19 protein-coding genes are annotated in these 21,220 nt (G+C 49.1%); all 19 read left to right on the top strand.

The annotated features are described in order from the left end of the window. Window positions 1–163: 163 nt before the first annotated feature. The 19 genes from AMS66_RS00185 to hslO all read left to right on the top strand — a co-directional run bounded on the left by AMS66_RS00185 (window position 164) and on the right by hslO (window position 21,214). Window positions 164–1,864 (top strand): putative polysaccharide biosynthesis protein, encoded by a 1,701-nt coding sequence (locus tag AMS66_RS00185; protein ID WP_053778922.1) that lies wholly within the window; start codon window positions 164–166, stop codon window positions 1,862–1,864. Window positions 1,865–2,118: 254 nt separating this feature from the next. Next, window positions 2,119–3,612 carry a bifunctional methyltransferase/pyrophosphohydrolase YabN gene (gene yabN / locus AMS66_RS00180; RefSeq protein WP_053778921.1) on the top strand — a complete coding sequence of 498 codons (1,494 nt, stop codon included), beginning with the start codon at window positions 2,119–2,121 and terminating at the stop codon, window positions 3,610–3,612. Between the two features lie 425 nt (window positions 3,613–4,037). Beyond that, window positions 4,038–4,310: an HU family DNA-binding protein gene (locus tag AMS66_RS00175; RefSeq protein ID WP_017691362.1), complete on the top strand. Its 273-nt coding sequence runs from the start codon at window positions 4,038–4,040 to the stop codon at window positions 4,308–4,310. Next, window positions 4,310–4,588, top strand: a complete 279-nt coding sequence (locus AMS66_RS00170) for an RNA-binding S4 domain-containing protein (RefSeq protein ID WP_024633720.1) — start codon at window positions 4,310–4,312, stop codon at window positions 4,586–4,588. Before AMS66_RS00175 ends, AMS66_RS00170 begins: the two co-directional genes overlap by 1 nt. 178 nt (window positions 4,589–4,766) lie before the next feature. Beyond that, window positions 4,767–5,051 (top strand): sporulation protein YabP, encoded by a 285-nt coding sequence (yabP, locus tag AMS66_RS00165; protein WP_053778920.1) that lies wholly within the window; start codon window positions 4,767–4,769, stop codon window positions 5,049–5,051. Further along, the gene (gene yabQ / locus AMS66_RS00160; RefSeq protein ID WP_053778919.1) at window positions 5,048–5,617 is read left to right on the top strand and encodes a spore cortex biosynthesis protein YabQ; all 570 of its coding nucleotides are present in this window, start codon (window positions 5,048–5,050) and stop codon (window positions 5,615–5,617) included. The genes yabP and yabQ overlap by 4 nt, the downstream gene beginning before the upstream one ends. Window positions 5,618–5,629: 12 nt before the next feature. Further along, window positions 5,630–5,965, top strand: a complete 336-nt coding sequence (locus AMS66_RS00155) for an FtsB family cell division protein (protein ID WP_053778918.1) — start codon at window positions 5,630–5,632, stop codon at window positions 5,963–5,965. A 198-nt stretch (window positions 5,966–6,163) separates the two neighbouring features. Continuing rightward, the gene (locus tag AMS66_RS00150) at window positions 6,164–6,694 is read left to right on the top strand and encodes a S1 domain-containing RNA-binding protein (protein WP_053778917.1); all 531 of its coding nucleotides are present in this window, start codon (window positions 6,164–6,166) and stop codon (window positions 6,692–6,694) included. A 502-nt stretch (window positions 6,695–7,196) separates the two neighbouring features. Further along, window positions 7,197–9,704 (top strand): stage II sporulation protein E, encoded by a 2,508-nt coding sequence (gene spoIIE, locus AMS66_RS00145; protein WP_181014073.1) that lies wholly within the window; start codon window positions 7,197–7,199, stop codon window positions 9,702–9,704. A gap of 85 nt (window positions 9,705–9,789) precedes the next feature. Beyond that, a complete protein-coding gene (locus AMS66_RS00140; protein WP_053778916.1) occupies window positions 9,790–10,542 on the top strand; it encodes a vWA domain-containing protein in 753 nt (250 codons plus the stop codon). Further along, entirely contained in the window at window positions 10,526–11,473 is a 948-nt protein-coding gene (locus tag AMS66_RS00135) for a serine/threonine protein kinase (RefSeq protein WP_053778915.1), read from the top strand. The genes AMS66_RS00140 and AMS66_RS00135 overlap by 17 nt, the downstream gene beginning before the upstream one ends. 44 nt (window positions 11,474–11,517) lie before the next feature. Next, window positions 11,518–12,957, top strand: coding sequence for a tRNA lysidine(34) synthetase TilS (gene tilS, locus AMS66_RS00130; RefSeq protein ID WP_053778914.1), 1,440 nt, complete (start codon window positions 11,518–11,520; stop codon window positions 12,955–12,957). Window positions 12,958–13,010: 53 nt separating this feature from the next. After that, window positions 13,011–13,550: a hypoxanthine phosphoribosyltransferase gene (hpt, locus tag AMS66_RS00125; protein WP_024633729.1), complete on the top strand. Its 540-nt coding sequence runs from the start codon at window positions 13,011–13,013 to the stop codon at window positions 13,548–13,550. A gap of 101 nt (window positions 13,551–13,651) precedes the next feature. Then, complete coding sequence (ftsH, locus tag AMS66_RS00120) at window positions 13,652–15,697, top strand: ATP-dependent zinc metalloprotease FtsH (protein WP_053778913.1); 2,046 nt, start codon at window positions 13,652–13,654, stop codon at window positions 15,695–15,697. A 296-nt stretch (window positions 15,698–15,993) separates the two neighbouring features. Continuing rightward, window positions 15,994–16,932: a quinolinate synthase NadA gene (gene nadA, locus AMS66_RS00115; RefSeq protein ID WP_024633731.1), complete on the top strand. Its 939-nt coding sequence runs from the start codon at window positions 15,994–15,996 to the stop codon at window positions 16,930–16,932. 36 nt (window positions 16,933–16,968) lie between these two features. Then, entirely contained in the window at window positions 16,969–18,588 is a 1,620-nt protein-coding gene (nadB, locus tag AMS66_RS00110; protein ID WP_053778912.1) for an L-aspartate oxidase, read from the top strand. Continuing rightward, window positions 18,585–19,451, top strand: a complete 867-nt coding sequence (nadC, locus tag AMS66_RS00105; RefSeq protein ID WP_053778911.1) for a carboxylating nicotinate-nucleotide diphosphorylase — start codon at window positions 18,585–18,587, stop codon at window positions 19,449–19,451. The genes nadB and nadC overlap by 4 nt, the downstream gene beginning before the upstream one ends. A 6-nt stretch (window positions 19,452–19,457) precedes the next feature. Further along, window positions 19,458–20,228 carry a type III pantothenate kinase gene (locus tag AMS66_RS00100; RefSeq protein ID WP_024633734.1) on the top strand — a complete coding sequence of 257 codons (771 nt, stop codon included), beginning with the start codon at window positions 19,458–19,460 and terminating at the stop codon, window positions 20,226–20,228. Between the two features lie 95 nt (window positions 20,229–20,323). Next, window positions 20,324–21,214: an Hsp33 family molecular chaperone HslO gene (gene hslO, locus AMS66_RS00095; RefSeq protein WP_269084516.1), complete on the top strand. Its 891-nt coding sequence runs from the start codon at window positions 20,324–20,326 to the stop codon at window positions 21,212–21,214. The last annotated feature ends 6 nt before the right edge of the window (window positions 21,215–21,220 follow it).

Below are 21,220 nucleotides of genomic sequence, written 5' to 3'. Positions count from 1 at the left end.
AACTCCTGGTGCCCTGAGGGTATACAGGAGTTTTTTGCATTTTAGGAAAGCTGTAGACATTCTGAGTGATATCCTGAAGGGTTAGTCTGTGTGCCTTTGGACAGGTATAATAGTTAGGTATACGTTGAAGGGAAGAATGCATGGACATAAGCAGGAGGGACATATGAATCAGTCGTCTACAGGCTCAAGATTACTTCATGGTGCATTTGTGCTTGGGCTTGCCGCCATTATATCCAAAATCATTGGTGCTTTTCAGAAGATTCCGCTACAGAATCTGGGGGGAGACGGTGTTTTTGGCATCTACAATACGGTGTACCCGTTCTATATGCTCATCATTACCGTTGCTGCTGCCGGGCTGCCTGTGGCTGTATCCAAATTCGTAGCTGAGCAGAATGCTCTTGGCAGACCGGAGGAAGGCAGAAGAATTATCCGTTTGTCCTCGATGCTGCTCGGTGGGATTGGACTGGTCTTGGCTTTATTGATGTATACAGGCGCACCGCTTATTGGCAAATGGATTGGTAACGGAAGTGTCGTTACGTCTATTCGGGCAGCTTCTATGGCTTTGTTGTTTATACCGGTGATGACAGGGCTACGCGGATATTTTCAGGGTTTGCAGAAAATGGTGCCTACAGCAGTATCCCAGGTGGTGGAGCAGACCGTTCGGGTCGCCGTGATGATTGTTCTGTTGTTGTGGCTCATGGGGCGGGATGCTTCATTGGAGACCATTGCAGCTGGAGCCATGATTGGCTCAGTGGCAGGCGGGTTTGCCGGATTAGTTACGATGCTTGGATATGTGTACCATCATCGACGAAAAAATGGCGAACGGCTCGCAGTTATGCAAGGTGCTAAGACAGCTGAGCAAGTAGAAAAAACCAAAGAACACCGAAGCGGGGGAAGCAGCCTTCTGTCCGAGGAGCGGCGATCCAACGGAGAATGGGTTCGGACGCTGTTAATCTATGCTATTCCGGTCTGTCTCGGATCACTGGCTGTGCCATTGATGAATCTGGTGGATACCTTTACGGTGCCTCGATTGTTAAGAAGAGAAGGGCTGGATGAGCTTCAATCCATGGTGTCCTTCGGAATTTACAACCGTGGCTTGCCGCTGGTTCAGTTGGTGACGATGCTTGCCACATCGCTGTCTGTGCTCTTTATTCCGGCGATGGCCGAAGCCCGGCTGAAGGGAGGGCCAGAAGCCGTGAGACAGCAAGCAGGCCTCGCGCTGCGCTGGTTCTGGTTGATCGGTCTGGCGGCATCCGCAGGTCTGGCGGTGCTGGCAGAGCCGATTAACCGCATGCTGTACGGGGATGCCGCAGGCACCGAAGCTCTGCGGTACATGGCGCTGACGGCTGCAGGCAGCACCGTCAGCATTATTGCGGCGGCGCTGCTGCAAGGCCTCGGCGCCGTGCGCGCACCCGCGTTCAGCATGCTGGCCGCCGCAGGCGTCAAGGCGTTGCTGAACGTTATGCTTGTGCCGGCGCTGGGCATCAGCGGCGCGGCCCTGGCAGGCGCAGTCGCCTATATGCTGGCGGCTGGCCTGAATGTAGCGCTGCTGGCGCGGCTTGTCGCCCTGCGCCCGGCCCCTGGCGCCGTCCTGGCGAAGCCGGCGCTGGTGATCGCCGCCATGAGCCTGGCGGCGGCAGGCATGGCCTGGGCCGCCGAAGCAGTGCTCGGCGGCATCGGTATCGCGGCCGATCGCCGGCTGGCCGCGATGGGCGTGAGCCTGCTTGGTATAGCCTCAGGCTCGGCCGTGTTCTTGCTGGTAGCGGCCCGGACGGGGCTATTGACCGCCGCAGAGCTGGCGGCCGTGCCCAAGCTGGGGCCGCTTCTAACCAAGCTGCTGCGCAGACTGCGTGTTCTGCGCTAGATCTTACGCCGCTCGCTGCTACACTTAGCACCTGGCGCTCATGATCCATTCATCCCAATTGGCACAGTCTTAAGCTGTGCGGCGGGCTTTGATGGATCTAGCAGGGAAATATGCAATTATAGGATAACGTCTAATTCTGGTATAATACGTGTAATTATAGAGCCCTGTTCTGCATTGTGTATGGCCCAAAGCTATTGGTTATGTTCAAGGGTGGGCACGTCGGAACAGGAAGGTTCGGATGGAGGCTTATAAAGATGAGTGCAGCTTTGACAGTAGTCGGTCTTGGATCTGGAGATGCAGATCAGCTGACGGTAGGAATCATTAAAAAAATGAAACATGCAGCGACGCTGTATGTGCGCACACTGGATCATCCCGTATTGAATGATCTGAAGCAGGAAGGGCTGGAGATGACATCCTTTGATGCCATCTATGAGGCGAAGGATTCTTTTCCGGAAGTGTACGACGAAATTGCAGACCGGCTGATTGAGGCCGCACGTAAGGGCGAGCAAGGTACCGAGATCGTTTATGCCGTGCCAGGACATCCCATGGTCGCTGAAGCGAGCGTACGCCTGTTGAAGGAGCGCTGCCCACAAATGGGAATTTCGCTGCGTGTCATGGGTGGGGAGAGCTTCCTCGATGAAGCGTTTATTCGTCTTGGATTCGATCCTATTGAAGGTTTTCAGCTTCTCGATGCCAGCAGTCTCAATACGGAACTGGTGCAGCCACAGCTTCATACCTTGATTGGACAAGTATATGATGTGTTTACCGCTTCTGACGTAAAACTGTGTCTGATGGACGTTTACCCTGACGATTATCCGGTATTTGTCGGACATGCCTTGGGTGTACAGGGACAGGAGACCATTCACAAAGTACCTCTGCATGATCTGGACCGGATTGACGGGTACGGTAATCTCTCATTGATATATGTTCCGAAAAATACGGATGACGCGCTTCGTCGGCGCTCCTTCGCACGACTGCATGAAATCGTGAATATCCTTCGCAGTCCAGGCGGCTGTCCATGGGATCAGGAGCAGACCCACCAGTCGATTCGCAAAAACCTGATTGAGGAAACCTATGAAGTCATTGAAACCATTGATGAAGATGACCCTGATCACATGAAGGAAGAGCTAGGTGATCTCCTGTTGCAGATTTTGCTGCACTCCCAGATGGAAGAAGAGGTTGGCACGTTTAACGTGTACGACGTTATTGAAGGATTGAACGACAAGCTAATTTTCCGTCATCCGCATGTATTCGGCGAACAACAGGCAGAGAATGCGAATGAAGCGTTGCAAAACTGGGAACAGATGAAGGCAGAGGAGAAAAAGCGCAAGGGACAGGATCTGCAGCAGACTTCCGTGCTGGACGGTATTCCCCGCGACTTGCCTGCCTTGATGAAAGGGTACAAATTACAGAAAAAAGCGGCCAAAGTGGGCTTCGATTGGGATGACGTAGAAGGTGTCTTTGCCAAGATTGAGGAAGAACTGGCAGAGCTAAAAGAAGCGGTACAGCATAATCAGTCGGCTGAAGAGCGGAAGCTGGAACTGGGCGATTTATTGTTTGCAGCTGCCAATGTAGCGAGATTTATTGATACAGATCCGGAGGAGGCGCTTGCCGCCACGAATCGGAAATTCATTCAGCGTTTCCAGTATATCGAGGAGCGTCTGCGTGAACAGGGAAGAACTCCGTCAGACAGCAATGTCGATGAAATGGAGCAATACTGGCAGGCAGCGAAGAAATCTGGATTGTAAAGGGCTCTGGCATTTTGGGCTCTGATCCGATATCATTCACATAGGTGAGCATTTTGCATAAATCTAAAGAGCGTCTTTCAATCAGCAAGATATAGATCGAAATGCTTATATTCGTCTATATCTTGTACCCGGGAGCGAGATGATTCGAATTATGCAAAATTGCATAGTGCATCATGCGTTTCGTGTCGTCGAAGCATCTCGGGCGGGTTGCACGAGAAAGCGTGTGATTAGCGGAGAGGTGTTTCGGGTACTGGACTTAGACTGTTCTTGGGCAGGACCGACAAAAAGTGAAAAAAGTCGAAGACCGAGGCAGGATTTCAGATGCCAAGCCAGAATACATGTGTAGTAACCTTGCGCGAGCCAGCAGCAGATGTGTTGTCACGGATTCGCAGATACTTTTTTTTCAATTTGGGAGGCTTTTAAAAATGAACAAAACAGATCTGATTAACAACATTTCCACCAAAAGCGGTTTGACTAAAAAAGACGTTGAGTCCGTATTGAACGGCTTTTTGGGAGAAATTACAGATGCACTTGCCAGCGGAGACAAAGTACAACTGATCGGCTTTGGCACTTTTGAGACCCGCAAACGTTCCGGTCGTACCGGACGTAACCCGCAAACAGGGAATGAAATCGTGATTCCTGAGTCCACTGTTCCTGCGTTCAAAGCAGGCAACAAACTTAAAGAAGCCGTAAAATAATGCGTCTTGATAAATTCCTGAAGGTCTCCCGCCTGATCAAACGCCGCACTGTAGCCAAGGACGTCTCCGAACAGGGACGTGTGCTGGTGAACGGACGTGAAGCGAAGCCCAGCGCCGCTGTCAAAGTGGGCGATGAGCTGACGGTTCAGTTCGGTCAAAAGCTGGTCACCGTGAAGGTGGAACGTCTTGCTGAGAGTACCAAGAAGGATGAGGCGAGCAGCCTCTACACCTTGGTTAAGGAAGAGCCGATCGCCAAGGATAACGGGCTGAACTGGTAACAGGGATGCCTGATATACTTTTGTACCCATTCATTGCAAAATGAAGAGAAACGCCTTTCCCGTACAGGGAAGGGCGTTTTTGGTTGACTCGTTATCCAGACATTCGCTTTCATCCAACCTTGGTTCTATTCTGCACTTCTGATCCATAAGCTAGGGTTAAGAAGGAGGGGTACATGCCATGGTTGAGCAAAGTAAGACGAAACAGCATCATCTGAGCATGCAGAATAGGAAACTGCTGGATCTGACGGGTGTCTCCAATGTGGAGAGCTTCGACAGTGAGGAATTTTTGCTGCAAACTGAACTTGGGCATCTGACCATCCGGGGGCACAATTTACATATCAAAAACCTGAGCCTGGAGGACGGTTTGTTATCCATCGAGGGCACAGTCAGTTCTCTCCAATATCTGGACCCCGGTTCCCAGTCCAAAAACGGTAAAGGCCTGTTCGGCAAGATGTTCCGATGAGTCCGGATACTCAATGGATCACATTGATGTGGATGCTGATGTCGGGAGCCGTGATGGGGATGGCCTACGACAGTTACCGGGTACTGTCCGGTCAGCTGCGGTTCCCGAGATGGAGCGTCCACACGCTAGATCTGTTGTATTGGGTCGCTTCCGCGCTGTTCGTCTTCCGGATGCTGTATGCCGGGAACCACGGACAGCTGCGGTTTTATGTCTTTTTGGGGCTGATTATAGGGGTTTGCTTCTATTTTTGGCTTTTAAGTGTTACAACCCAGCGTTTTGTGGTAATGTTAATTAAACTCGCAAGAACGCTGATTCATTGGTGTGGACATATCCTTAACATCCTGATCGTTATGCCCGCTAAAGGACTTTACAAGTTAGTGCGCGTATTAATTGGTTTTGTACTCGCCATACTGTTATTCCTGGGTAAGCTGGTGCTGCAATGTTTGGTACCTTTCGGCAAGTTGTTCCGCTGGATGTTTAGGCCAATCCTGAAACATTGGGTTACGCCACGTTGGATGATCCGTGCGGGTTCAAGTATCGCAGCGATGTGGAAACGCTGGTTTTAAGGAGGTCCGATAATGGGTAAAACACCTATGAGCAAATCAAAAGCTCCAGCAGGCCAAGGAAAATCTGCAGGTGCCAAAAGGCGTCTCATGCTCTGGATGACTTTTATGGTAGTGTTTATCATTTGGGCAGGATATACGTTCCTTGTGCAGACTGCGCAAATTTCGGACAAGAACTCTCATCTGGCTGCCCAGCAATCTTCAAAGGAAGAGACATTGAAGAAGCTGGATCAATTGAAATATGAAGTCAGTCGGTTGAAGGATCCCGAATACATAGGACAGCTGGCTCGAAAAAAAGGATACTATCTGCCTGAGGAAACACCAATTCAGGTTGAAGAGTCAGGGAACTGATGTAATTTGGCTCATTATCGAGCAAGGATTGTTATCTATATGTCTGAAGCCGTTATACCGGAAAAAATAGGCTGCCTTAAGGGGTAGTGCTCAGTTGACCTTGGTTTGCGGCATAAGGTATAATTAAATTAGCACAGCATTGATTTTGGCATTCAAAAAATCGGGTTGTATATTTTTAAGGGAGGATCATTTTATTCTATGGCAATTGAAGTGGGCACCAAGTTAGAGGGCAAGGTGACAGGCATCACGCATTTTGGAGCATTTGTGGATCTGTCAGGAGGTGTCACGGGTCTCGTTCACATCTCGGAAATCGCCGACAATTATGTCAAAGATGTCAACGACCACCTGAAGCTTAATGACCTCGTTACCGTTAAGGTCATCAACGTTGACAAGGATGGCAAGATTGGGCTTTCCATTAAGCAAGCTGTTGACAAACCGGTTGAGCAACAAACACAGTCCAGACCCCCAAGAGCTCCTAGACCGGAACGCAGTGGAGGAGATCGCGAACGATTCAGCGGCGGAGGCCCAAGTGGTGGCCAAGGTCGTGGCGGCGGTGGTGGTGGTGGATTTAACCGTGACCGCGGAGGCCGTTCTTTCAAGCCCGCAGCAGGCAAACCTTCATTTGAGGATAAAATGTCACGCTTCCTGAAAGATAGCGAAGAACGGATTTCTTCGTTGAAGAAGAACACAGAAGGCAAACGTGGTGGCCGCGGAGCCAAGCGCGTGTAATCTGTATCAACCTGATTAAAAATATAAGAAAAACCGTTAGCCTTGGGGCTGGCGGTTTTTTTGCGTTTGTTTTTGATTTTGGAGTTTAATGGGTCAGTTATAGACAATAGACCGGATTCATAGCCGTTTTTGTAAAGTGAAGCTCCATATCCCCAGCTTTTCTGCACAGGAAAAAAATTACATAAGAACATTTGTCGTCTACCATTTTTTACCGACAGGTTTCCGTGGCATTCCACAGGTATCCTGCTCAAATCGTGGCGAAGACGAAAGGCTTCCAGTTCAAAATCAGACAAGTGCCTTGTCGGCGGGGTATCTGCCAAATGGATGAAACCACAATAAGGCCGGGGGTTCCGCACCACCGCGCCGCGTCTGTTTCTTTTGTCGTAAAGTTTTTGGAGCCTGCCCACCAATTCTGACAAACTACGTCTTCTAATCTATCTATAATCAGAACCATCGAGAACGAAACACGAAAATTAAATTAATCGAATGGGGTGCCTTGAGGATGATGGAAAAGTGGAATGTCATTCAATTTCCGGGAATGAAAGCTGGTAAAGGAGGTACGGAAGCTCGGGAGGAGCTGTCGGTACGTCTCAAACAGTGGATTATCTCCCGCAAGGCCATCCAGATCGTAGCTGCACGTAAATGGGTGCTGCTTCTCACCTTTATGGGGTTTTTGCTGGGAAAGGCCATGATTCTGAATGAATTATCGCCCTTTGCGATTGCTTACTTTGCGGTAATAGCCTTCATGCGCAGGGATTACATTATTCCGGTAGGTGCAGCGTTGCTGGCAGGCAGTCTCTTCGCCCCGTTTCCAGTTCCACTGATTGTTGCTTCGGAGATCGCCATCTTCTATCTGCTGTTCAGAGGACTGGAATCTTATGACCGCGCTGAATTATCTTATGCACCAACGATGGTGTTTACGACTACTTTTATGGTCAAATTATTCGCCGTCGTTATTGGGCCGTCTTTCAGCTGGTACGCCATGCTAATGCTCACTATGGATTCCGTACTCAGCTTTGTGCTTACTCTGGTTTTCATACAGGCCATACCGATCTTCACGTATCGCAAAAAAAAATTCAATCTAAAGAACGAGGAGATCCTCTGTCTGATCATCTTGTTGGCCTCCGTAATGACGGGGGCGGTGGGCTGGACGATCCAGTCCCTGTCCGTAGAGCATATGCTTTCCCGGTATCTTATTCTGATCTTCGCGCTGGTGGGCGGAGCCCCCCTTGGAGCCTCAGTTGGAGTCATTACTGGCCTCATTCTGAGTTTGGCCGACATGTCGGCAGTATATCAGATGAGTCTGCTTGCTTTTGCTGGCATGCTTGCGGGAATGCTCCGGGAAGGAAAACGTGCAGCGGTCGCATTAGGTATGTTACTGGGCTCATCCATTCTATCCATATATCTGGGTGGTCCGGGAGATGTCATGAACTCCTTATGGGAAACGTGTGCAGCCATTGTTCTGTTTATGCTGACGCCAAAAAGCATGCTGACGGCCATATCCAAATATGTTCCTGGCACGCAGGATCACACGAAATCGCAGCATGAATATGCGAAGAGAATACGGGATATCACCGCAGAACGGGTTACCCGCTTCTCACAGGTATTTCGTCAGTTGTCACGCAGCTTCGATCAGATGTCCGGGGCGGGGGAGCCGGTACAGAACGAAGGCGGGATGGAGCATTTCATGAATGCTGTAGCCGAAGGTACATGTTCGGGTTGCTTTAAGAAGGCCCAATGCTGGGATTCGAAGTTTATTCAAACCTATAAATATATGACGGATGTGATGAGTTCCATTGAAGCCAACCCGGAGATGTCAGGCAAGCAGATTCCGGTGGAATGGAACAGAGTATGTGCGAAACCGGAAGAGGTACTTGAAGTGATGCGTGCCCAGTATGGTTTGCATCAACATAACATGCAATGGAAACGTCAGATTATAGATAGTCGACAGCTGGTTGCAGAGCAATTATCAGGGGTATCCCAGGTGATGGAGGACCTGGCAAAAGAAATTCAACGGGAAAGTGAGGAGATGGTGCAGCAGGAGGAACAGATTCGGGATGCGCTTGAATCGTTAGGTCTGTCCATACATTCTATTGAAATCATTAATCTGGAAGCGGGTAATGTGGAGATTGAGATTGTTCATGCGTATACACGGGGATTTGATGAGTGCCGGAAAATGATCGCTCCGCTGATCTCGGATGTACTGGACGAGCATATTGCCGTCTTGAACGAGACGATGCTCGACCCTCGCCAAGGGCTGGCGACAGTCACCTTTGGCTCTGCCAAAACGTTTGAGATAACAACGGGTGTTGCTGCCGCTGCCAAAGGGGGAGATGTGATGTCCGGGGACAGTTTCAGTACGGTTGAACTGGGCAATGGCACCTTTGCGGTTGCGCTTAGCGATGGCATGGGGAATGGGGAACGGGCACGTATGGAGAGCAGTGCTGCGCTAAATATACTGGAGCAGTTGTTACAATCGGGCATGGATGAGAAGCTGGCGATCAAATCGGTGAATTCCGTTCTGCTGCTGCGTTCTCCTGAAGAAATGTATGCAACGGTGGATATGGCTCTGATCGATGAATATACGGCAGAGACCACGTTTATGAAAATCGGATCGACTCCAAGTTTTATTAAACGAGGGCAGGAGGTTATCCAGGTTTCGGCAAGCAATCTGCCGATTGGAATTATCAAAGATATTGAGGTGGATCTGGTAACCGTACAGCTTCAGCCAGGGGATGTTTTAATTATGATGACAGATGGCATCTATGATGCACCGGGATATGCCGTCAATAAAGAGCTATGGATGAAGCGTCTCATTCAGGAAATTGATAGTGATAATCCTCAGGAGGTAGCAGACTGCCTGCTTGAAAGTGTTATTCGTTATCAGCAGCATGAGATTTATGATGATATGACTGTAATTGTAGGCAAAATAGAACATTATCGCCCGGAGTGGGCCACATTGAGAGTACCTGGAATAAGCCGGATGGAACGTCCGCGTACCGTCAGTTAATTGCATATTCCTCTGTTTGAAGTCTCTTCATTCTGGCAATGCTAGTCATAGAGTTGGAGAGTAACCCAAAACGGAGGGATATCGGATGAAACAAATCTTGTTGATCACCGACGGTTGTTCCAATGTAGGAACAAGTCCGGTGCTGGCTGCGGCGGAAGCCCGGGAAGAGGGAATTACGGTCAACGTGGTCGGTGTTATTGATTATGGAACCATTGGTGAGTTGGGCAGTCGGGAGATCGAGGATATTGCCAAAGCCGGAGGTGGAATCAGCCAGATTGTAGGCACAAGACAGCTTGCTCATACGATGCAGATGATGACAAGAAAAACGGTGGTTCAGACCATTCAGCAGGCGGTTAATAGAGAGTTAACACAAATTCTGGGAGAGCACGAGCCGAAAACGGTAACAGACCTTGAACCGGCGAAACGTGCGCAGGTCGTTGAAGTGATGGATGATATGGCCGAGACAACGCCACTTCAGGTCATCCTTCTCATTGACGTAAGTGCCAGTATGAAGCCGAAACTTGCTGCTGTGGAGGAAGGGATTCGGGATTTAATGCTTAGCTTGCAGGCACGTATTGGTCAGAGCCATCTTTCCGTATTTCATTTTCCTGGACGTCATAGCGGAGAAGACGCTGTCATGGATATCGACTGGACAGTTGATCTGAGCCGTGTTCGTTCGCTATTTGGACGTTTGCAAATGAAGGGAGCGACGCCGACAGGTCCTGCGATTCAAAGGGTGATTGATTTTTACCGTTATGGTACACTGGAGGGACAGCAGGAAATAGAAGGGAACTATCGCATTGAAAGAGAAGGGATGCTCGGTGACAACGTTGTCTGACGCCTCTTTCCCGCCAGGAACAGTCATAACAGGGAAATGGAATCGCAGCCGTTATACGATTCGGAAGCTGCTGGGCAAAGGAGCCAACGGCATCGTTTTTCTTGTCCAGCGCGGTGAGAATGGCAAACATTATGCGCTTAAAATGGGATTTGACCCTGTGGATCTGCAATCGGAAATAAATGTGCTCAAATCTTTTCAACTACAGCGTAATCATGAGGCCCTTCGGCAGAGCGGCATTCCTTCCTATCTGAAAGATGTGGATGACTACGCCATTCGTGGTCGTGACATTCCCTTTTATGTGATGCGTTACGTTCGGGGGGAGTCTCTGCACCATTTCATTCGGCGACAGGGAACGGAATGGACACTTCTGGTTGGGCTCAGACTATTGCAGAAGCTGGCTCAATTGCATCAGGCTGGATGGGTATTTGGCGATCTTAAACCCCAAAATGTACTGGTATCGGATTATGGGCAGGTAGAGCTTATCGACTATGGCGGAGTGACTTCAATCGGCCGGAGCGTTAAGCAGTTCACTGAATGGTATGATCGCGGATTCTGGAATGCGGGCAGCCGGACAGCAGATGGAACTTATGATGTGTTTGCTTTTGCGCTATTACTGATTCATGTACTTGAAGCCGATGCACTCAAAGCGCTGGCTGCAGAAGGATTACCACAATTGCGAAGTGTGAACCAGCTCACAGCTCTCGTGGAGCGCAGCGAACGTCTCCGCCCATTTCGAAACTGGACCATTCAGGCATTACGAGGTCAGTTTCAGGATGCCGGACACGCCGCTAAAGTCTGGAAAGAGATGATGGCACGCCCTTCTTCTCTTCGTCGCCGTTCCAAAAGTACAACACCGCGTTGGCTCAAAAATGCATTTGCTGTATCCGTTATATTACTTATTGGGGTACTCATCTATGCACTGCGATTCTGACCTGTGAGAGTGCATATACATAACGTAAGGAATGAGGAACAGGTATGGAGGCTTTACGCTGGAACAAGCTGGTGAATAACGTGCTGGATGCAGCGGAAGAGCATCAGTTATGGGTTCCCGGGGATCGGATTGTCGTCGCAGTATCGGGCGGACCGGACTCGGTAGCTTTTTTGCATATCATGCATGAAATCAGTACCAGGCATGTCCCGCTGGAATTGATTTGCGCCCATGTACATCATGGGTTTCGGATTGAATCAGATCATGAAGCCGAGATGATGAAGGAACTTGCGCACCGGCTTGGCATTTCATTTGAATGGGTGAAGGCCGATGTACCTTCTCATATGAAGCTTACCGGTCAAGGTCCTCAAGAGGCCGCGCGCAACAAGCGATATGAGTTTTTGCATGAAGTGGCTGCCAAATACGATGCGGCGAGCATTGCACTGGCCCATCATGCTGACGATCAGGCAGAGACGGTGATGCTCCATTTGTTGCGTGGTAGTGGTCTTTCCGGACTCGCGGGAATGAAGTTTAAAAGACGAGAAAAAAATGTGGAACTTATTCGTCCATGCCTTCGTATAAACAAGACAGACCTTGTAGAAGCTTGTAATACCCAGGGTTTTCTGTATTTTAATGATGAAAGTAATTCCCTGCGTAAATATCGGCGTAATGCCATTCGCTTGGATGTGCTTCCTTTTTTGGGGCAATATAATGGACAGTTGACGCCGTCTTTGAATCGACTTGCCGAAATTGTGGGCGATGAAGACGATTTCATGGAACAAGGTGCATATGACGCATACAGGTGTCTAGTGCAGGCGAACGGCGGAAGGCAAACCTTTGAGGTGCCTTCCTTTTTGAAGTTACATGTCGCTTTACAACGAAGGTTGATTAAACTAATATTGAATTATCTGCCTTTGGACAGTGATTTTGTCGACTTTACCCGTATTGAAACCATTCGCCGCAAGGTAATTCAGCCTGACGCGACGACCTGGAGCCTGGATATAGGACAGACACTCGCCTGCACCCGGGAGTATGATCTGATCTCTTTCGGCATACGGACTGACGTACAGGATCAATCTTACGAATATCGTCTTGCTCAATGGAGCGGAACTTATGAGCTTTCTCTCGCGGAAATCGACCGGCATGTTCGGCTCGTTCCGATGAGTCCCGAGGACTATCATGTACCGGAATCGGCGGATCATGCCGCGTTTGATGCGGATCAACTGCTTATGCCGCTGGTTGTGCGTTCACGGTTACCTGGAGATACCATGAAAGTGATGGGATTAAACGGAAGCAAAAAGGTGAAAAATATTTTCATCGATGAGAAAATTCCCCCTTCTGTCCGTTCACGGGTTCCCGTGGTATGTGATGGAGCAGGCAATATCATCTGGTTACCGGGTGTTCGCCGGTCTAGTGTAGCTCCTGTCAGGGAGGATACTTCCGCAATCCTGTACATGACTGTAGGCGATTCAGCGATTCAGGGGTAGTGGTTATGGTTCAGGTAAGGCTTTCATATGTATAACTTAGGAGGTTCGCACAGTTGCAGAACGACATTCAGGAAGTATTGATCAGTGAAGAAGAGATTCAGAGTAAAATCAAGGAATTAGGCGCAACAATAAGTGCCGAATATGCAAATCGCAATCCTTTGGTCATTTGTGTGCTCAAGGGTGCGTTTATATTTATGGCTGATTTGGTTAAGAACATTACGGTACCTGTTGAGATGGATTTCATGGCAGTATCGAGTTATGGCGCTTCCACCAAATCATCTGGCGTTGTTAAAATCATTAAGGATCTGGATGAATCCGTTGAGGGACGCGAGGTTCTGATTGTAGAGGATATTATTGATAGTGGACTCACGCTCAGTTATCTGATCGAACTCTTGCAGAACCGCGGCGCTGAATCCGTCCGTGTGGTTACGCTGTTTGACAAGCCTTCAGGTCGCAAGGTTGAACTTGAAGCTCATTACACCGGCTTTGACATTCCGGACGCATTCATCGTTGGCTATGGCCTGGATTATGCCGAGAAGTACCGGAACCTCCCTTACATCGGGATTCTGAAACCGGAAGTTTACAGCAACTAATGCTTAAGCTAGTTCCAAGCCCATATCTGTTGGTGGCTTCTGTTGAGAAGCCATGTCGGGCTATGTTAAAATAATTAAAGTGTCTCGAGAGGAGGTAGGGGATGAATCGGTTCATCCGGAATTCTGCTTTTTATTTAATTCTTTTTTTAGTTGTGGTGGGGATAGTCCAGTTCGTCAGCAATGGCGGCGAAGCCACCGATAATCCTAGATATGATCAGTTGCGCGCGGCGATCAAGGCCAATAACGTCTCTGAATTGACGGTTCAATTCAACGGTCAGACGTACCTCGTGACCGGTCAATACAGGGAGACGCCTGACGGAGCCAAATCAGAAAATTTCTCAACGTATATTCCTCCTACGGATGAGGCAATTAGTGAGCTTGTAACTGCAAGCGAAACAAACAAATTCCAATATCATCAGGAGCCTATGAAAGGTGACAGCATCTGGTTGACGTTGCTGACTTCCTTTATTCCTTTGATCATTATGTTCCTGCTGTTCTTCTTCCTGTTTAATCAGGCTCAAGGCGGCGGCGGTAAAGTAATGAACTTTGGTAAAAGCCGTGCCCGTCTTTATAACGAAGAGAAGAAACGAATTACGTTTGAAGATGTTGCGGGTGCTGACGAAGAGAAACAGGAGCTTGTTGAAGTCGTGGACTTCCTCAAGGATCCTCGTAAATTTGCAGCAGTAGGTGCACGAATTCCTAAAGGCGTATTGCTTGTAGGTCCTCCAGGTACAGGTAAAACCTTGCTCGCTCGTGCTGTTGCCGGTGAAGCAGGTGTACCATTCTTCAGCATTTCCGGTTCTGACTTCGTTGAAATGTTTGTCGGTGTCGGTGCATCTCGTGTACGTGACTTGTTTGAAAATGCGAAGAAAAACGCCCCATGTATCATCTTTATCGATGAGATTGATGCTGTAGGACGTCAGCGTGGTGCTGGTCTTGGTGGTGGTCACGACGAACGTGAACAAACACTCAACCAGTTGCTCGTTGAAATGGATGGTTTCGGAGCCAATGAAGGTATTATCATCGTTGCAGCAACGAACCGTGCAGACATTCTGGACCCTGCCTTGCTGCGTCCAGGACGTTTTGACCGTCAAATTACGGTTGATCGCCCTGACGTGAGAGGCCGTGAAGCAGTTCTGAAAGTACACTCACGTAACAAGCCACTTACCAAAGATGTGAAGTTGGACATCATTGCAAAGCGTACTACCGGATTCTCCGGTGCAGATTTGGAAAATCTCCTGAATGAAGCGGCGTTGATTGCGGCACGTCGTAATCGTAGAGATATTTCCATGAAAGAAGTTGATGAGGCGATCGACCGTGTCATCGTTGGTACGGAGAAGAAAAGTCGTGTTATCAGTGACCGTGAGAAACGTATTGTTGCTTATCATGAAGCAGGCCATACCATTGTAGGTTACTTCCTGGAACATGCCGATATGGTACATAAAGTTACCATTATTCCGCGCGGACGTGCGGGTGGATATGTAATCATGTTGCCAAAAGAAGATCGTATGCTTGTTACCAAGCAAGAATTGCTGGACAAAATTACTGGACTCCTTGGCGGCCGTGTTTCCGAAGAACTGTTTATCGGTGAAATCGGTACTGGTGCATATAGTGACTTCCAACAAGCGACGGGTATCGTCCGTAGCATGGTTATGGAGTACGGTATGAGTGAGAAGCTGGGACCTATGCAGTTCGGTAGCTCGCAGGGACAGGTATTCCTGGGACGTGATATCGGTCACGAACAGAATTACTCAGATTCCATTGCTTACGAGATTGATCAGGAAATGCAACGCTTCATTAACGAATGCTATGAGAAGTGTAAAGACTTGCTTGTTAAACATTCGAAAGAAGTGCATCTGATCGCTCAAACGTTGCTGGAAGTGGAGACATTGGAAATGGATCAGATCAAGCAATTGATCGAAACAGGTTCCCTGACTCTGCAAGATGAGAACAGCAACGATGGAGAAGGTACGCCTAGTGAAGGCGGAGAGGCGATCATCGACAACATCGGCGATGTGCGCGTCCGTATCCAAGGCAAAGATGAAACGCCTGAACCACCAGCCGGAGATATTCCTAACGAAGCTCCGAATCTGGACAAAGGAAGCAGCAATGACCCGGATGATGGTGGGACGAAGCCAACATCTTAATTTATAACAACCGTCTGTCTATAGTGACAGATGACAAAGAGAGCCTGCGGGCTCTCTTTTTTATGGATTAATTCAAATTGTAGAGATAATGATAACCGGGAGCTTTAGGGCGTACTACGTAGGAAATGGGCGGTTATGCCCTTGTTCTGGGGCGTTTTCATTTATTGACAGAGTCGTGAACGTTGTGTACATTAGGTGTTAAACCGCTTGTGATTCGTTTCTCAAGCGAAAATAACGACATGGATTTGCCATATGAAACAGCGTATGAGGCTGTCCCGATAAGGAGAGGATCACAGGTGGAAGCTCTGGCTTTAGAGCGCAAGGCTGAGATGAACCGGGAGCTGCGCGAGCGGCTGATGGAGTTGAAGAAGGAACGGAATGCCATTATTCTAGCCCATTATTATCAACGTGACGAGGTGCAGGAGGTCGCTGACTTCCGGGGGGATTCGTTCCTGTTGGCTCAGAAGGCAGCACAAACCGATGCGGATGTTATCGTTTTCTGTGGGGTTCATTTTATGGGTGAAAGCGCTAAAATTCTTGCTCCTAACAAAACGGTGATTATCCCTGACGAGCGTGCAGGCTGCCCAATGGCAGACATGGTGAACGTTGAAGGCTTACGTAAATTGAAAGCACAGCACCCGAATGCCAAAGTTGTAACGTACATCAATTCATCAGCTGAAATCAAGGCGGAGACCGACATCTGTTGTACATCGGCCAATGCTGTCAGAGTCATTCAATCTGTTGATTCCGATGAAATCATCTGGGTGCCAGATAAAAATCTGGGACATTATGTGCAACAACATACAGACAAGAAAATGATTATCTGGGAAGGTTACTGCAATACCCACGATATGCTGACGGTCAAAGACGTGGTTGAGATGAGAGCGAAGCATCCCAATGCTGAGTTCGTTGTTCACCCGGAATGTCGTCCTGAGGTTGTAGAGATGGGAGATTTCGTAGGTAGCACAACCGCTATTCTGGAATATTGTAAGAATTCTTCCGCTAAAGAATTTATTGTAGGCACCGAAGATGGTACAGGATACCAGCTGCGTCTCGATAGCCCGGACAAACAATTCCACTTTGCTACCAAGTTCCTCGTATGTCCGAATATGAAGGTTAACAACTTGAAAAAGCTGGTTAAATGCCTGGAAACGATGAAGCCGCAAATTTACGTGCCGCCAGCCGTTGCCGACAAAGCCAGAGAATCACTAGAGCGCATGTTACTGGTGAAGTAGCATGCGCTACTCTTGCTCCAAGACAGGTGAAATAACATGATACCGCAATATTTAGTGGATTTTGATCTGTCCGCGCTGCCGATGGTGGAGACGGATGTGCTGGTTATTGGTTCGGGCATTGCTGGTTTGTTTACAGCTATCAAGGCTAGTGAACAACGCAGTGTGTTGATGATCACGAAGAAGTCGTTACTGGAAAGTAACACCCGGTATGCGCAGGGCGGAATTGCTGCGGTTATTGCTGAGGATGATTCACCTGCCTACCACTTGCAGGACACACTTGTTGCAGGAGCGGGATTATGCCGCTCCGAAGCAGTAGAAGCATTGGTGAACGAGGGCCCGGACGGAGTGAAGGAACTGATTCGACTGGGTACTTTGTTTGATCTGGAGAACGGCGAGTTGGCATTGACGCAGGAGGGTGCGCACAGCCACCGCCGTATTTTGCATGCCAATGGGGATGCAACAGGATATGAGATTGTGCGTGCGCTGGCTGCACAGGCGAATGAACATCCCGGGATTGAAGTTTGGGATGAGCATTTTGTCATTGACCTGATTACAGAGCAGGGAGAATGTGTAGGTGCGCTGATTCAGAAGGCTGACGGTTCGCAAGTATTTGTGAAGGCTGAGGCAACCGTACTATGTTCTGGCGGGGCGGGACAGTTGTATCGATACACGACCAACCCGGAAGTGGCTACAGCAGATGGTGTGGCTATGGCCTATCGTGCTGGAGCGGTTGTCCGGGACATGGAGTTTATCCAGTTCCACCCGACCTCCCTTTGTTATCCGGGGGCGCCACGTTTTCTGGTGTCCGAGGCTGTACGTGGCGAAGGAGCCTATTTGCGCAATGTGAAAGGCGAGCGCTTCATGGAACGGTATCATGCGCAGCTTGAACTGGCACCACGTGATATCGTTGCCCGCGCAATTGTCAGTGAGATGGAATCGACCAACAGCACCTTTGTATACTTGGATATCACCCATGAGCCGGCGGAGATGATTAAGCATCGATTTCCTACCATCTATGAGACCTGTATGCGATACGGATTGGATATGACCACAGACTGGATTCCGGTCGCTCCTGCTGCACATTACATGATGGGCGGAGTGAAGACGGATCTTAGCGGAGAGAGTAGCATCGGCCGGTTATTTGCCTGCGGGGAAGTATCTTCTACAGGAGTTCATGGAGCTAATCGCCTGGCGAGCAATTCTCTGTCTGAAGCGATCGTATTTGGACGGAGAATCGTTGATCGTATTCAATCCCTTCCTCCGCTTGCTTCACTGCAGACAAGGGTTCCCACATCAATAAGCACACGCAGTATCATAAAGGAAGAGCAGAAACCGGTGTCCGAAAGACGCTTGCGTCTGCAAAAAATGATGGTGCGTCAAGTGGGGCTGCGCCGGAATGGCGCAAACCTGCAAGGCGCAATGGAGAAATTGCAACAGGAACTGCAATTTTTTGATCAGAAGTTTACTCACAAAGAAGAGATGGAATATGCCAACCTGTTGACCTGTGCTTGGTTGGTTACCACTGGAGCATTACACCGTGAGGAAAGTCGGGGAGCCCACTACCGTGAGGATTTCCCGCAGCGTGACGATGCAATATGGCAGAAGCATAGTCTGCAGCAGCGAGAACAAGCGATTGTGGAGGAATTGATGTCATGATACTGAACGGATATAATGAAGGACTCATCGAATCAATCAAAAACTGGCTTCGTGAGGATGTCGGTGCAGGGGATGTCACAACAAATGTGACAATTCCCGCTGGCAGTCAGTCCAAGGCCGTTATACATGCCAAAGACAATGGGATCATTGCAGGAATTATGGTAGCAGAACTTGTATTTCAGGTAGTGGATCCTAGCCTTGTGTTCACACCGATGGTAAAAGACGGTGATACAGTTACGCATGGTACGATTTTGGCTGAGGTAGAAGGCAGCACCCATAGCCTGCTGACAGGAGAGCGACTCGCTCTTAACCTGCTGCAGCGCATGTCGGGTATCGCTACCCGTACACGTACTTATGTTGATGCGTTGGAAGGCCTTTCTACACGACTGGTCGATACTCGTAAAACAACACCGGGACATCGCTTGCTTGAAAAATATGCAGTGCGGGTTGGTGGCGGAGCAAATCACCGATTCGGCCTCTATGATGCCGTCATGATTAAGGATAACCACATTAAGGGTGCAGGCGGGATCACTGAAGCGGTACAGCGTGCGCGGGCTGTCATTCCACATACGATGACCATTGAAGTCGAGACCGAAAACCTGGAGCAGGTCAGGGAAGCCTTGCAGGCTGGGGCAGATATCATTATGCTGGATAACATGCACCCGGATCGGATGCGTGAGGCTGTTACTCTTATTCGTGAGCAGGCTCCGCATGTGAAGGTTGAAGCATCGGGCAACGTCTCGCTAAATACCATTCGTGGTATTGCAGAGAGCGGAGTGGATGTAATTTCAGTTGGCAGGTTAACCTACTCTTTTGAGAGTCTGGACATCAGCCTGGATTTAAACGAAAAGAAAGAGGGGTGAACCTCTTTGATTCTTGTAGTAGACGTGGGCAACAGCAATATCGTACTCGGCGTGTATCAAGGCCGGGAGTTGCTCCACCATTTTCGCCTGAGCACATCCCGTCAGTCGACAGTGGATGAATATGGCGTATTGATTTATAATTTATTTCATATGTCAGGTATTTCAACACGCGACATTGAAGGTGTGATCATCTCATCCGTGGTTCCGCCACTGGTGAATGTGATTGAAGCCATGTGTGAGAAATACGTAGGCAAAAAACCGCTACTCGTTGGGCCAGGTATTCGAACCGGCCTGAACCTGCGGTATGAGAATCCGCGTGAAGTTGGCGCGGATCGCATTGTTAATGCAGTAGCCGCCGTTGAGAAGTATGGCGGCCCTCTCGTTGTGGTCGATTTCGGTACAGCGACCACATTTGACTGTATTGACGAGAAAGGAAATTATCTGGGCGGTGCTATCGTACCCGGCATCCATATTGCAACCGAAGCCCTCTATGAACGGGCGTCCAAGCTACCTCGTATTGAATTGGAGAAGCCCAAGAAAGTCATTGGTCGCAACACTATTCATGCGATGCAGGCCGGAATTATTTATGGTTATGCAGGACAGGTGGACGGCATTGTGGAGCGTATTCGTGAGGAAATGGGAGCCAAACCCAGAGTTATTGCAACCGGAGGCCTTGCCAAGCTGATTGCAGAAGAAACACGCAGCATCGATGAAGTGGATCCGCTGCTTACGCTTGAAGGGCTGCGTATCGTTTATGAGCGGAACCGGGAAAGGTAAGAACAGAGACGGCAAACAGCGGGCTGAGATTACAGTCTTATATGTTATGCCGTTTTTTCTATAACTGGCGATTACGCCAAAGGAGGCTGAATGACTTGGAAAACAACAACAAACAAGACCGGTTAATTCGCGGTACAGCAATGAACGGACGAGTTAGAGCCTTTGCTGTCCAGACGACGGAACTGGTTGAGGAACTGCGCAGAAGACATGATACGTTTCCCACGGCTACAGCAGCTATGGGGCGTACGGTTACAGCAGCATCCATTATGGGTGCTATGCTTAAGGGAGAAGAGAAGCTGACTATTCAGGTCAAAGGCGACGGTCCCATCGGACAGGTTGTTGCCGATGCTAATGCGAAGGGGGAAGTACGTGGCTATGTAAGCAATCCGCATGTACATCTGCCAAGCAACAGTATGGGCAAACTGGACGTTGCTGGCGCGGTCGGAACAGAAGGATTCGTGAACGTAACCAAGGATCTGGGGCTAAAAGAGCCTTATCGCGGCAGTGTACCGATTATCTCGGGAGAACTTGGCGAAGACTTTACGTACTATTTTGCCAAATCGGAGCAGACGCCCTCTGCCGTAGGTGTTGGTGTACTGGTGGATACCGACAATTCGGTGATTGTAGCCGGTGGATTCATTGTACAGTTGCTGCCAGGTTTGACGGATGATGAGATTACCGTGATTGAAAAGGCCATCGGTACGATGCCGCAGGTAACGTCTCTGCTGGATGAGGGTCATGGACTGGAAGAGTTACTTCGCCGCGTACTGCCTGATGTACAGATCATGGACGAAATGGATATTCATTTCCACTGTGAGTGTTCACGTGAGCGGGTAGAGAAAACGTTGATCAGTCTGGGTCAATCTGAGATGGAGCAATTGATTGAGGAAGAAGGCCAGGCTGAAGTGGTCTGCCAATTCTGTAACGAGGCTTACGATTTCAACAAGGAACAACTTGAGACCATCCTAGAGCAAGCCAAGAACTGATTTTAT

Source organism: Paenibacillus xylanivorans (assembly GCF_001280595.1).
Classification (GTDB): domain Bacteria; phylum Bacillota; class Bacilli; order Paenibacillales; family Paenibacillaceae; genus Paenibacillus; species Paenibacillus xylanivorans.
Note: the sequence above shows the minus strand (reverse complement) of the source record. Positions and strands in the feature narration are given on the sequence as shown.